Raw genomic sequence first — 15,058 nt, forward strand, 5'->3', positions numbered from 1 at the left:
AGAAAGAAATAAAGCTTTAAAAACAAGATCTAGGGCAAGATTATTAAAAAAAAACTATATTTTTGTTTAATTATTTGACCTCTTTTTGTCAACTAAGCCAAAAGCTTTTCGTAGTTCCTTTTAAACATTACTAACTAAGGAAAATTATGAAAGATATCAAATACAGGTACGAACACACCCTAGGTTTTAGCGAGTTCCGCAACAACACAGGAATGCACTTCCGCATTCTCCAAGACGGCACAGCTTATAGCATTGAAAACGACAATGTTATGGTCAACCTTTTCATGGGTAGTATTTTTGATGAAGCTGTGAGCAATATCTACCTTCGCGTTTTTAAATCAGGCGAAATCATTTCGACTCCCATGATCTCAAAAAATTCTAAATTTGCGATCTCCGCAGATGATAGAGCTTATGTTTTAAAAGGTCAATTTGAGAATATTGATTATTCCTTAACTTTCCGTCTTTCCGAAAATACAGGCACCTGGTTCTGGACAGCTTCCGTAGAAAACAAAGGTGCTGATACTGAAGTTGACTTCATCTATGTACAAGATGCCGGTGTTGCCGCTAAAGGCGCTCCCCTCAATAACGAAGGTTATGTCTCTCACTACATTGACCACACTGTGCTCGGTGACAAAGAAAGTGGTTACGTTCTCTTCTCTCGCCAAAACCTCAAACAGCACACGGGCTTCCCTTTCCTTATGTCAGGTGTTCTAGATGGTGCCACTGGCTTCAGTACTGATGGTATTGACTTCTTTGGCCACCAATACAAAGAGAATGCTGAAATCGCAGCTCTCAAAGAAGAAACATTACGCAGTATTCGTCGTCAGGGTGAGTTCTCCTGCCACGTGCTTCAGTCAAAGCGCGTCAGTCTTGCGGCTGGTGCTTCTGCAGAAAAAACTTTCTTCGCTTTCTTTGAAATCAATCACGAAGCAACGACTTCTTCTGCTGACCTCGAAAAAGTAGAACTCGCTAAAAATGAATTCGCAGCTCTTCCCGCGATTGAGTTTCCTGAAGCCAAGGCGAGTGGCTACAATAACCTCTTTGGCGAAGCTAAGTTCTTTGCTACTGAAGACCTCACTGAAGCTGATCTTGAAAAATACTTCACTGGCGAAAAACGCAACCTCGAAGAACTCAATGGTCAAACAGCCGCTTTCTTTTATGGTGATGATTCAAAACACGTTGTTCTCAAAAATAAAGAGTTGAGCTGCGACCGTCCTCACGGTCACATTGTTCGTTCAGGTGAAGACCTCTTCCCTTCTGACGAAGCCATTGCTTCGACTTGTTGGATGGGGGGCGTTTTTAACTCACAAGTCACTTTTGGTAATACTTCATTCAACAAATCAATCGGCATTGTCCGCGGTTGGGTTAATTTTCAACGTGCCTCGGGTCAACGAATCTTTGTTAAAGATGGCGATAAAATCGAACAACTTCGCATGCCTTCTGCTTTTGAGATCAGCCTCAACGCTTGTCGCTGGATTTATAAAGGCGCCGAAGAAACGATCATTGTCACAACTCAATGTGCTATTTCCGACGCTGTCCTCGTGACAAATATCGAAGTTGAATCAGGTAAAGAACTCGAGTTCATCATCACGAACAACATCATCATGGGTGTGAATGAATACGCTAATGAAACTGTGGGACGTGTGGATGACAAACGCTTTACTTTCTTCCCTGGCCACGATTACTTCGGTAAAAATAAGTACCCAAAAAGTCGTTTTGACCTCTCGGTAAAAGAAGGACAAGCAGATGCTAAACTTTCTGGCGACGAAGTTCTCTTCCTCGATGGCGAGTTCAAAAACTACCCTTACGCGACAATCACAACAAGTGCAACAAGCCAATTCGAAATTGTCCTCACGGGCACAATCACTGATGACGTAAAAGCTGATGCAAACGCCAAAAAATACACCGCCGCTGATTTCGATACGTCGATCTTCAAAGTTGAAGCCGATGCATACTGGCGTTCACTCAATAACAACGCTAAATGCTCTGGGCTTGATAACAACTCAGTATCTAAACTCAGTGAAGTGATCCCATGGCTCCAGCACAATGCCATGATCCACTACACAAAACCTTACGGTCTCGAACAGTATTCTGGCGCTGCATGGGGTAGCCGTGACGTTTGCCAGGGTCCTGTAGAACTTCTTCTTGCCTTTGGTAAGACTGAGCCCGTCAAACGCGTTGTGCTCGAAGTTTACAAACACCAATACGAGCAAAATGGCGAATGGCCTCAGTGGTTCATGTTCGACAAGTTCTCTGATATTCAGCAGGCACACGCTCACGGCGACATCATTGTATGGCCTTTGAAAGCGGTTTGTGATTACGTTGAATACTCCAACGACCTTTCCATTCTCGACGAAAAGATTCCTTACACAAATATTGAAGGTTTCGAATTCACTGACAAAGAAGAAACTCTCTTCGATCACATCAACAAAGAACTCGATCACATTCGCAATGCTTTTGTCGGTGATACTAAGCTCATCAGTTATGGCGATGGCGACTGGAATGATTCACTTCAGCCTCACGACCCAGAGATGAAAGATAAACTCGTTTCTGTTTGGACCGTTGAACTTCTTTACCAAACATTTACGCGTTACCAAGTTGTTTGTGAAAAAGCTGGTAAAACTGAACTCGCAGCAGAACTCAAAGCGACTTGTGGACAAATGAAGAAGGACTTCAATCACTACCTCGTGAAAGACGATCTCACTGCAGGTTTTGCTTTCTTTAACTCTGAGGACGACGTCGATCTTCTCCTTCACCCAACGGACACAAAAACGGGTGTTAAGTACCGTCTTCTCCCAGCGATTCGCGGTATTATTTCAGAGATCTTTGAACCTGAACAAGCGGAAGCTCACTACCAAATGATTCAGGATAAACTGCTCTTCAAAGATGGGGTTCACCTCATGGATCCTCCCCCGCAATACACGGGTGGTATTTCTAAATCTTTCCAACGTGCGGAAACCGCAACTTTTGTAGGTCGTGAAATTGGTAATCACTATGTCCATGCTCACCTCCGTTACATGGAAGCCATGGCTAAGCTCGGTAAAGCCGAAGAACTCTTAACGGCCATGGAAGTTGTGAATCCTGTGAATATTCAGGATAGCTTTGACTCGGCGGAAATCCGTCAATCTAACTGCTACTTCTCATCTTCAGATGCGGACTATAATGACCGTTATGAAGCTCAAGAAACGGTTGAAGATCTTCGCTCTGGTAAAGTTAAATCTAAGGGTGGCTGGAGAATCTATTCTTCTGGACCTGGTATCTACGTGAACGTGCTGATTACTCGCGTTCTCGGCATTCGTCGTTTCTATGATGATTTTGTGATCGATCCCGTTCTTCCTGAGAACTTTGATGGCCTCAATTTCAACTTCGATATCGATGGCAAACCCGTCGTCTTTAAATACAACAAGTCGGCAGATAAAAAGGTGCTTCTCAATGGTAAAGAGCTCGAGCTCAATACGTCTAGCGACAACCCTTATCGCGATGGTGGTCTGAAGACTAAATGGACAACTTTCCGTCAACTTCTTCAAGAAGATAGCAACGTAGTCGAAATTTATTCCTAAGCACCCCCTGTGAAGTATTTCTTTTTAAGCCTACTTTTTTGTTTTAGCCTCTTTGGTCTCGACCTTGTTGACTCGGGCACCATTCACATGAATGGTGCTGAGGGTCACTCACATTTCTCCAATGAGGGGTCGAAATTAAACTATAAGCTCAAACATCTAGCTATTGTCGGTAACTGGCACCGCTTAAAAGATATTGAACGAAAAGATTTACTTCACTTCACAATTTCAGATCCTTCCAAAGCGAAGGATCTGCAAATCAACTTAGAACTCAAGGGAGACGCGGGTGTTCAGCATTTTCCTTTGAGTTCTGAGAGCCAAGATATTCTCATTCAGTGGGATCTACTTGGCAACTTAAACGAAATCGTTTTGCTCGTCAGTAACACAAAACAATCAACTGTTTCAGGAGAGTTGAATTATAGTTTTGACTTAAGGAATTTCCCTGCATTAGAAAAGAAGCAAAGTTTTCAAATCGCTGAGTCCGGTGCTTTAAACATCAATTCAGCCATTTCTTTCTTAGACGATAGTAGACTGAAATTTGCTCTCGGACCAGGGGATATTTGTGGTGTGTGGGCCAAGGGTTTTGATCTTCAGGGCATGGATATATTAGAATTAAATTTATCGCCCCTTCAACTCAACTCTAAGTTGCAATATTCTGTGGAAATCAAAGGCGACAAAAACACTCAAGTTATCAGCTTAAATGACAGTACTTCACGCACGGTTCTTGATCACGAGAATTTAAGTAAGATAAACGAACTCGTACTCTTGATCGAGAATACCAGTCCCAATCATGTCAGTGATCAACTCGCGTTCCAATTGCAAAGTTCAAAAATGACTTTCTTGGAAAAGATCAACCAAGATCAAAAACTCGCACTTCTACTTATTCTCATTTGTGCTTTGATTTTTGCCCAATTTTTCAAAACTCCTTCCATGCTCAAGGCAAAAACATACCATAAGTCACTTGCGATCAGTTTATACATAAGTTTAAACCTTATTGTTTACTCAATTTCTAACAGCCCTGCTTTGGAAAGGTCTTTTTATCCAATCTTAGCCTTAGCCTTAGCTTTTTGTTTAAGCGTTCTCATCAGTATTTTAGTGAGTTCAAAACTTCCAAGCCGTCGTGAAGTTTTCACTCATATCTCTCTCATCGGCATTAGCCTGACTTTTATATCGACTTCAGCTGTATGGTCAATGCCCGATTCTTTTCTTGATTTGCCCTATTCCGGTGGCTTTGGGACCATTTTATTATTGACGCTCTACTTCGGTGCCTGCTATTTAAAAGCCAGTAAAAAATCTTTGCCTTTACTCACTTTTTATGGCCTCGCACTCGTCCCAAGTTTTATCTCACTTTTGCTGATGATGCAAAACACGGCCTTTCTCAATGAACTCGTACAATTAAAATTCATTAGTCACCAAAGTTTATCAGAGAATATTGGTCTTATCACAAGCCGTTTTCTCATCCTCTTTTTCTTTGTGGAGTTCATCTGCCAGTGCTTTTCTTTCATCATTAATAAGCATGCTTTGTTCGACAAGAATGCTCATAAAAAACTGGCTTACTTATCTTTTGCGATTGTCTTAGCTCCCTATATCGCTGACTTAGGTTGTGGAACTTACATGAGCGAGTTCCCACGAATCTTACAAGCTATCATTGCTGTTGTCACAACCGTCTTCTCGCAGGGGATGTTATGGGCTTTTGTGTTTATGATCACGGGTGTGCTCCTCGATGCCATAAAAGGCATTGGTCCTGCGGCGCATACCATTCACGATCACGCTTTTAAAGGCCGCCATAATGGCCGTGTTTACTCGGGCGTGCTCATGGCGATCTTGCAGCTTTTAGGCATGCTCTGTGAATGGAACTTCAGTCGTCAGCTCTTTGAATCGTCTCCGATCATAAGTCTAAGTTTAATCATGATCTTTGTTTTCCCCACAGTCAAAGTCATCATCGAAAGTTTTGATGGTAGCCACGGTTTCTTTGATCGTACCAAGTCCGCTTACAAAGAAAGCCACCTTTACACCCGCGGTGCTTTAGTCGGTTTATCATTAGGTTTAGCCATTCAATGGAACTTGAGTTCACAACACACTTTTCTCCGGATTCTTTTTGGCTGTATTGCCGGAACCCTTGTCTTTGCAGGCGTTAATGCGCTAAAAGAGAAGAGTGCTAAATCATTTTTACTTAACTCTCTGCAAGGTGGTTTCATTGGTGCTGCTCTCGCCTTCTACTTTGACGCAGGCCAACTTCCCGTTGTGAGCGAAAGGTTCTTTAACTACAATACTTTTGCGACAAACGCACAAAACTACTCTTTCGACACGCTCTTATCCAAATGGGGTCACGTGCAGCTCGGGACTTACACGGGTGGTTCAAAACTCTTTTTCAACCAAGCGCTCAATGGCGTTATTGCCTGGGGTGTTGCTGCCTGGCTCTTTGCCTTAAACCAATCCCTTTTAAAGGCTTTATTTACACGCAATAGCATCCACCTCAAACGCATTGTTTCTCAAGATGGGCTCACTGAACTTGCCGAAGGAACCATTCGCGTTTTGCGTTGGGGACTCTGGATGTCACCCATTATTTTCACTTTCCTTCGTCAAATGCCCGCACCAACTTGGTACAACCAGGATGGTGCGGTTCATACTCTCTTTTGCATTGGAGCGAACTTCACCATGAGTGCTGAACAATTTCATTCTTGGTCATTAGAAGTCTTTATGTGGATCATGGCTTACGAAGGCTTCCGCATCCTCATTTGGCTCGATCACATGGGCTTGCGCGTTGCCACTTTAGTTAACTTAAGTTTTATCGGCATGGATGACTTGGATAAGAAATTTGCACGTTTTACGGGCAAGGAAGGCCTCTCTGTCATACCTGAAGGTGTAAAACGTTTCATGACTTGGGCACCGTTGCTCATCCCCTATTACATTCCTCGTTCAGGAGCTGACTGGGATTATGCTTGGAATAAAGCTCTATCCATACAGGCAAGTAGCCAGAACTTCAATTCACTCAAGCCTACAGTTCTGCTCACTCTATTTGCCTCAACTCTCGTGCTTATCCAGCTCTATTTAACATTCCGTAAATACAGAGAGAAAAATTCTTTACAGATCAGTAATCAAGAACTTCACCTCTCTTGTCAGGATGGACATGTGAGCAGCTCCATGCACGGCCTTCGATCAAATATCCAAATCACTCGATCGAGTAAGCTTCATGAAAACTCTCAAATTTTCCTTTTAAAGCACGGAAATGAAAAATTTAATCTCTTTAAAGAATCAAGGATTCGCAGAGATGAAAACACACTGATTTTTGAACTCCAGAAAGAATTATTCAAGGCTGAAGTCAAAATCACCATCCCAGTTAAAAGTGATCCTATTTACTTTGTTGATCTAAAAATTGAGAATGCGAAAAAAGCCGACATCGAACTGATTCTCTATCAAGAGTGGAGCTTAGATAAAGCTAACGAAGATAGTGTGCGAGTTAAAGAAAAACGTGAATCACAAGAGGTCCTATTGTCGCCGGGATCTAATGCCCTCTACTGCCTACAGCCTACGACTGGAATGTTTGGCTTGATGGCTTCCCAAAAAGCTCCTAACACTTACTTACGCCATCGTAGCGATTTCGACGCATCGAGCTTAATGAAAGAGGCGCCAAAAACTCAACGTCAATGGCATGCTGACCCCGCAACTGGACTCGTGCTAAATTTCACTTTGGACGAAAAGGAAAATTATCAAAACCGTTTTGCTATGGGCTGTGCTTTCTACGAAGACGAAGCCATCAATTTTGTTAAATCTTATCTCTTACCTGAAACAAGGAAATAAATATGAAAAAACTCCTCTCACTCGGGCTTCTCGCCTTAGTTTCTGCATCATGCACAAGTACAAAAACTTACTCAGAAAAACTTCTTGATAACTCATTAAAGTTCGTCGATGAAGAACACGGCATGATTGATCCTTATTCTTCTTATCCTGTAGAAGGTTGGAACCAGGACCCTGAACGTGGGCTTTACTTGAGAAACTTCACGCAACTCTCTGCGATTGGTGAATACCTTGAGCTTCTAGCTAATATGTCGGCGGGCTACTGTGGCGATGCTTACTCACAAGCCGATTCACTCGAAAAACTTGATCGTATGAGCAACACACTATTAACAGATCAAGACAATCCTCAGCTTGCAGCTAAAGGCCTTATGGTTAACTTTCTCGATTTAGGCAATGGCCATCGTGTAGGCCCGCTCGGTGAAAAAATCAGTAAAGCCAAATTCCAAAAGAACCTTGAGAATATTGACACCAATAAACTTTGGGATGTGCTCGTTGAAGCTAAGTGGATCAAGCCCTCAAGTGATGGCACTTGGGCAAACATCCTACGTTCGGATAAATACGGTACAGAACATTTTGAAGGTGTGCTTGCCCCTTATTTCGAACAGCGTTATCAAATCATGGAAGTCCTCGATCAGCGCGTGGTGAATATTGTTTTTGGCGACAACGTCAACCTAACCGCATCCCTTGCTAAATCTATTGGCGCCCTACTTGACCCCAAACTTGTGGATAATGAAAAAGCTCTAAAAATCCGTAAAAAGCTCGACCTTTTTCTAAGAAGGCAAAAAGTTGGTTATGAATCTCTCATCGATCCGAAGACCCAATCATTCTACTTTGCTTGGGATGCAACAAATAATACTTACACGGGCTGGGAAGTTAATGGAGTCTTTCAAGAAGCTCATATGAATTCATTTATCAATGAATTCCGTGCACCTTGGACTTTTGTTGTTCTTTATTACGACTTAAATCCTGCGACTCTCGCAAACGCCGCCTTCAAAATCAAGCCCTACCCACATAGTTCTGGAGAAGACATTTATTCTTTAGCAACGTGGGATGGCTCGGCTTTCCAATTCCTCGGCCTCACCAACTTCTTACGTGATCAAGATAATCCTGCTTGGAATAAACTTATGACGATTGCTGCTAAAATTCATTTAGATTACTCTAAGCAACATCAATTGCCTGGTCTATTATCGGAGTCTTATACGGGCAACAAAACTCAATACACGGGCCATGTTGGCTTGCCGTCGAACTGCATTTCTAGCGAACACCGCATAACTGATGCACCCTCACTTTACGCATTGGGTGTTGCTAGCATTTACCAAGCCGAAAAAGTTGAAGCCCTCCTAGAACGTCATTGGGAAACGATCTCACTTCTACTCACAGATCACGGCCCATGGGAAGGCTATAACACAACACAGAAAAAAGTCATTGAGTTCCAAACCTCGGCACACACACTTGCCCTTAGTTTAGGTTTACTCCAAACGGGTCCAGTCATGATGGAACGTTTCTTGGATCATTATGAGCTCAATTCAAAGCTCGCTGAATTCTACCAAGCTGGAGAAAGCTGGCAAGTAAGCGACTTCGCTAATAGTGAAGTGCGTTTCTCACAAGCTCAGAATTTGAGTAATGGCGAAATCACAGTTGCCTATTCTTCTAGTGCCGATGAAAAAGCTGTCTTAACTTTTATGCGTAAAGCTGACTCAGCCTACGGTAGAATGGAAATGAATAACGAAATTTACCTAAACCTTAAAGCGAATGAATCAGGCGAACTCAACATCACCCTACCTGCCGTGCTGAGTTTACACGATATTGAGAGCATTCAGATTAGCCCTCTTTCATCTTCTAAAATCACGAACATTAGCTACAAAGCTTTTGATTCTGTACTTAAGCAAGATTAAGTTCAAGTATGAAGAAATTATTCAAATCTCTACTCGGCGAAGCCCCCAAAGCTGCGGAAAATGTTTTCGTTCAGCCAGCAACTCGAAATGTATATGAAATACTTGGTAGAAGCGCCCATTTAAATGATGATGATTTTTTAGATCTCGTCAGCCGAGCGAGTTTTGAATACTTTTGGCATGAAGCCTCACCAAAAACGGGTATTATTGCCGATAATTTAAATAAGCCCACAACTTATTCGACTGCATCAATTGGCTTTGGTTTAAGTGCTATGGTAGTCGCCGCTGAACGAGGTTTTAGAGATAGGCAAGAGATTGAGCAAAGAACGCAGACGATTCTCCTTTCCCTGACTAAGACTCAAACCAAAGACGGCATGTTCTACCACTTTCTCGATGAAGACTCACAAGTGACAACAGATGGCTATGAAACCGCTATCTCTACGGTAGATACTGGCCTTTTAATCATGGGAGCCATTACAGCTGGTGAATACTTTGGCGGTAAGTGCAAGGAATATGCCGATCAAATCTTCGAAAAGTGCAATTGGGCCGCCTTTACTGATCACGAACACAAACAAGTTTTCATGGCTTGGGAACCTGATAGCAAAGAAGACCTTTCGGGCATAGGAAAATTTCATCCCGTTCGTTGGGATTACTTTAGTGACGAAAGTATCATCTGCTGTTTACTAGGTAACGCGAACCCAAACAAAGATTTTGCGCTCCCCGCAGATTACTTCTATCATTGGGCGAGAAATAAAGGTCAGTATCATCCAGCAACACCAGGCTATCAATCAACAGATGAGTTTGTCTACAGTTATAGCGGAGCTCTATTTACTTATCAATTTGCTCACATCTGGTTAGATTTTGAGCAACTCGGTAAAGATCAGCCTCGAAAACATCAACTCGATCATGTTCCAGCTATTAACTGGTATCACAATTCACAAGCGGCGACCCAGGCTGCCTGGTTAGTTGCTATCGATAATTCTCAAGCTTCACGTACTTATGGCCCCTTTGGCTGGGGCTTTACCGCACACACTTCGATCAATGGTTATAATGTGGGAGCGATCCTTCCAAGAGGCGAACAAAATCAACCCTTTATGCTCAACGGCGAAGTGGCTCCTTATGGTGCGGGAACCTGCATCATGTTTGAACCAGAAAAAGCGATTAAGACTTTGCGTTATTATTACGGCCTCCACGACGATAATGACAACGCCATTGTGTGGAATAATGAAGGTGAAACTCCTTATGGTTTTTACGATACATTTAACTTAGATTCAGGTTATGTGGCGCAACAGTACCTCGGTATTGATTTGGGTCCGATGTTATTGGCTATAGAAAATCACCGTACTGGACTCATTCAAGAAACCTTTATGAAGAACGAACATATTCAAAAAGCTCTTAAAAATATTGGCTTTGAAAAGCTTTAAGTCCTCGCAAAGCGCCTTCACAAGTCCAAATAGAGCTAATTCTGCACTCTCTTAGCTAATTTACTCTGCCCTAGCTACAAAATCAGACTTCAAGACATTATTTTGATCACATGAGATATGATAATATTTATTAAATCCTTTCTTAGGTTGAAGCAATGAATGAAGAAAATTTCCATACGAGAGAAACACTCTTAGAAAAAATTCGCAATCGCCATGATGAAGCGTCATGGGAAGATTTTGTTTTTTACTACCGTCAATATGTCTACATCATTTGCCGAGGCATGAATGTCAATCACCACGATTCAGAAGAGATTGTTCAAAAAGTTATGATGAAAGCTTGGGATAAACTTCCAGAATTTGAATACGACAAAAAAAAGCGTTTTCGAGGCTGGCTCTGCATGGTCACAGGAAACACCGTGAAAGATTTTTTTAGATCCTACAAGAGACGTCAGGATAGGAAGGAAAAAGCCGCTGATTATCAAGCTTGGAATCCCGAAAGGACGAGTGGCCCTGAAATCGAAGAATATGCTGAGCGTGAATGGGAAAACTACATCAGCAATATGGCGCTCAATAATATAAAAGATAAATTCTCTGAAAATGTCATGAAGTGCTTCACTGAACTCAACGAAGGTAAATCCGCTAAAGATTTTAGTGAGGAAACTGGTATGGCACTCAATACTGTTTACGTTTATAACAAGCGCGTCACCAATAAATTTCACGAAGAAATTCGCCGCCTCTATTACGAACTTAGTTAATGAACGACGAAAACCAGGATCTCTATACGAATTTCAAACCTTTAGGTGAGCACTTTCGAGCGGCGTTTGAAGAGCAATCCACAAAGGACACGCTCTTCTACGATGAAATCAGCAACGTTCATGACCGCTACCAAAAGGATACCGAAATTGATCATGGTGGCATGAAACAAGTTTCGCGTTATTCCGATCGTTTTACCATGCGTGAAATCGCCTTAGCAGAACTGCTTGATTCGGATAGCCCCGCCAATATTGATCGATTTATACGTGAAGCTCGTTTAACGGCCTCCCTGCAGCATCCGAGTATTATGCCCATTTACGATATGGGGCTCAACGATGATGGCGAACCCTTTTTCACAATGAAACTTTTCCAAGGCTTACGAGTCGATGAATGGCGCGAGAAAATAGATATTCGAAAATCCGACTCATTTCAGGAAATGATGCAAATCTTTGTGAAAGTCTGCCAAGCCATTTCCTACGCACATGATAATGGCGTAATACACCTCGACTTAAAGCCAGAGAATATTGGTGTTGGTGCCTATGGTGAGGTACTGGTTTTTGACTGGGGAATCGCCAAGATTATTGATGACCAAGACGATTCACCGACAGCGAGTCTTCTGGACCCACAAGTTTATAATGACGCCACTTTAAACGGTGTCATTAAAGGTTCTCCCGGTTATTTGGCGCCTGAACAAATTGATTCTAAATACGGCGCCAAGGATGAACGCACTGACGTTTATGCCCTAGGTGGGATTCTCTACTTTATTTTATCTGGACACAAGCCCATAAAATCCAATGATGATTTAATGGAATCACTCAACAAAACGATTAACGGCGACATCATCAAGCCCTCTAAAATGGTAGATTTCGCTATACCCGAAAGTTTAGAAGCCGTCGCCATGAAGGCCCTTTCTACAAAGTCCGAAAATCGCTATCAGAGTGTGGATGAACTATTGAGTGAAGTCAATCTATGGATCAATGGCTTTGCGACTCACGCAGAAAATGCGAGCTTTTCTCGATCTCTAGTTTTACTAATGAGAAGACATAAAGATATCACTTTAATGATGGCTCTAATGAGTATAATTGTGATCTATGGGATTGCGCAAATTATCATTAGCGAAAGACGCGCTGTAAAAAATGAACAAGAAGCCATTGCTGCACTCGAGCTCTATAAAACTGAGAAAGAGCATAGTAAACAACTCGGTAAAGAAGTCGCTCCCTACATGGTCAATGACCTACTTAAAGAGCTCTCGGAAAGTAGTACTTATGATTTTGATAAAGCTTTGCGAATTGCGCAAACTACTGTGGCTCGAGATCCCGATTTTTCCGATGCTCGCTTAGTTTTAGGCAGGACTCACTTTGTGCGTCAAGAGTTTCAACTTGCTCTCGAGACACTTACTTCATTAACTGAGAATCAACGTAAACACAGTAAAATATTTGACCTAGCAAAGAAATATGGCTCAATGAAAAGTGATTCAGAATTACTTAAAACTAAAGATCTCATTAACTTAATGAATGAACTCAAGCACATGCAGATGTCATTCTTAATGGCAGGTTTTGCCGAGCAAAAAATGAATGATGTCCAAGATAAAATCAACATCGCTGAATACATGCTAAAAGTCACCAATAAGTTAGCGGCTCCAACCATGAATTTAAAAATCAAAGTTCTTGATAATGAGGCTCTATCTGTCGATTTGAGTGACAACCCCCAACTCACTTCTGTATCAGGAATCCGTAATTTAAACGTTAAAATTTTAAATATCTCAAATACAAGCATCAAAATTACTTTGGATTTGGCTCGTATGCCTCTAGAAACTTTGATCATTAAAAAATCAAAAATTCCCAACATTCATGAGCTCACTAAACTCAAGGGGCTGAATACTTTAGTCATAGGAACGAATGATTATCCCAGATTCAATAAAAGAAAAAACCTAAATGGCGTCGAAATTATTAGACAATAATTTAGCTACTGCTGTAAAAAATTATGGTTTCATGACGTATTTAGATTAATCTCTAATTTAATAAAAGGTACGCATGCATTTTAAGAACTTACCCAAGTTCCTCTCAATATAAAAATTGCATCATATAGATTATGAATAAGTATCAATGCCCTCACTGCGCAGCACCTTTTGAAGACGAAAGAGATTTAACGGGAATCAAGGTACAGTGCTATAAATGTGAGGCTAAATTCATCATTCAAGCATGCCAAGAAGATCATTTAGTCGAAGTCCAACCGACGCAAGTAGTTAAGAACAAAGTTCGACCAAAGAAACCAATTCCGACAAAGAAGAAGAATTCAACCAAAAAAATTGTTCTTAGTCTTATTTTTCTCTTAGTTTCATCCACTTCAGTTTACTTTTTCCTTCTTAAAAAAGATTCAAACCCTAGGTCCATCAAGGCACAATCGGGCAATCCAATTACTACAAACGTGGCACCTATGAAGCCGCAACTCTCAAAGAGTCTCACTGACACTTGTAAATTCTACGATTACATTCGTTCAGAATCTGGTTTTTACTTAGACTCATACGGTCGAAAGTCAGGCCTTGAAGATAAACGTATTTCATCTGCGAGCACGGGCATTGGACTCATTGCATTAGCTATCAGTCATGAAATTGATATAGACCCCAATGCTAAAGAAAAAATTATCAAAACACTCAAGTCATGTTTAAATAAAACGCCTGGCATCAAGCTCGAAAGAAATGCCAACGGCCTTTATCGCCACTGGTTTAATAAAGACAATGGTGAAACAATGTGGAATTCGGAATTCTCTACCATCGACACCGCTTTACTCGTTGCAGGAGCTACCATTTGCCGTAATACATTCACGCAAAACTCAAATATCCAAAACTTAACTCAGGAATTATGGGACTCCATTAACTGGGAGAGCTCACGCATGGATACATTTGCTTTTGCTTTAACCCAAGGACAAGATGGAACGAATTCGGGACGAACAAAGCTTTTTAATGAATATCTTTTACTTTCCGATTACGTCTCCTACTCGCTCGATGAAAAACCCATCGAAATTGATCAAAACTGGACGCGTTCTACGTATCGTGATCATTCGGTGTTAAGTGATCGCCGAAAAGCTCAGCTGCCCCTCTTCACTTTTCAGTTCCCCTTATATTTAAGTCCCTATAGAATTGCTTCCGATCAATTTATTAAAGAGAGCTTAAAGGCGGCTGAACTTGACCGTCAATGGTGGTTTGATCAATCGAAACAAAAACTCCTATGGGGCAGTAGCGCAGGAGCCGGTTTTAAGGGTTACTCCGTGGATTCTTCTCAAGAAAATCACGATATGATTGCCCACTTCCCGGCCATTTTAGGTTTCGCCCCCTTCGATAAAGAAATCATTCCAGAAGCTCTCGAAGCCTTAAAAACTCATCCACAAGCCTACTTTTCAGTGGATGATTTAACTATACCTTGGCGTACAAGTACCCTAGACCCTAAGTGGAGTCCACGAGCTGTTCAAGGAATCGACCTCTGCCCACTCTTATTTGGTCTAGCTGCCCTACACCCAGATGTGGGATTAGAGTTTTTTGAAGAAAAAACCAAATTAAACTACAAATAGTCCCAAAACTTTGTCAAAGCCCTGCTTTCCCCACCGTAGTAGGTTTAGATTAGATAATAACAAAAGG

7 protein-coding genes are annotated in these 15,058 nt (G+C 41.7%); all 7 read left to right on the top strand.

Annotated features, from left to right (window positions below):
- The first annotated feature begins 146 nt into the window (after positions 1 to 146).
- The 7 genes from LNTAR_RS01215 (at position 147) to LNTAR_RS01245 (ending at position 14,991) form a co-directional block, all read left to right on the top strand.
- Positions 147 to 3,560, top strand: a complete 3,414-nt coding sequence (locus LNTAR_RS01215; RefSeq protein WP_007276789.1) for a GH36-type glycosyl hydrolase domain-containing protein — start codon at positions 147 to 149, stop codon at positions 3,558 to 3,560.
- 9 nt (positions 3,561 to 3,569) lie between these two features.
- Entirely contained in the window at positions 3,570 to 7,358 is a 3,789-nt protein-coding gene (locus LNTAR_RS01220) for a hypothetical protein (RefSeq protein WP_007276790.1), read from the top strand.
- Positions 7,359 to 7,360: 2 nt separating this feature from the next.
- On the top strand, positions 7,361 to 9,250 hold the full coding sequence (locus LNTAR_RS01225) for a hypothetical protein (protein ID WP_007276791.1): 1,890 nt from the start codon (positions 7,361 to 7,363) through the stop codon (positions 9,248 to 9,250).
- 8 nt (positions 9,251 to 9,258) lie between these two features.
- Positions 9,259 to 10,671, top strand: coding sequence for a glucoamylase family protein (locus LNTAR_RS01230; RefSeq protein ID WP_007276792.1), 1,413 nt, complete (start codon positions 9,259 to 9,261; stop codon positions 10,669 to 10,671).
- Between the two features lie 155 nt (positions 10,672 to 10,826).
- On the top strand, positions 10,827 to 11,426 hold the full coding sequence (locus tag LNTAR_RS01235; protein WP_007276793.1) for an RNA polymerase sigma factor: 600 nt from the start codon (positions 10,827 to 10,829) through the stop codon (positions 11,424 to 11,426).
- Entirely contained in the window at positions 11,426 to 13,384 is a 1,959-nt protein-coding gene (locus LNTAR_RS01240) for a protein kinase domain-containing protein (protein ID WP_007276794.1), read from the top strand. The genes LNTAR_RS01235 and LNTAR_RS01240 overlap by 1 nt, the downstream gene beginning before the upstream one ends.
- Positions 13,385 to 13,515: 131 nt before the next feature.
- Entirely contained in the window at positions 13,516 to 14,991 is a 1,476-nt protein-coding gene (locus tag LNTAR_RS01245) for a hypothetical protein (RefSeq protein ID WP_007276795.1), read from the top strand.
- The last annotated feature ends 67 nt before the right edge of the window (positions 14,992 to 15,058 follow it).

This window comes from Lentisphaera araneosa HTCC2155, from assembly GCF_000170755.1.
Taxonomy (GTDB): domain Bacteria; phylum Verrucomicrobiota; class Lentisphaeria; order Lentisphaerales; family Lentisphaeraceae; genus Lentisphaera; species Lentisphaera araneosa.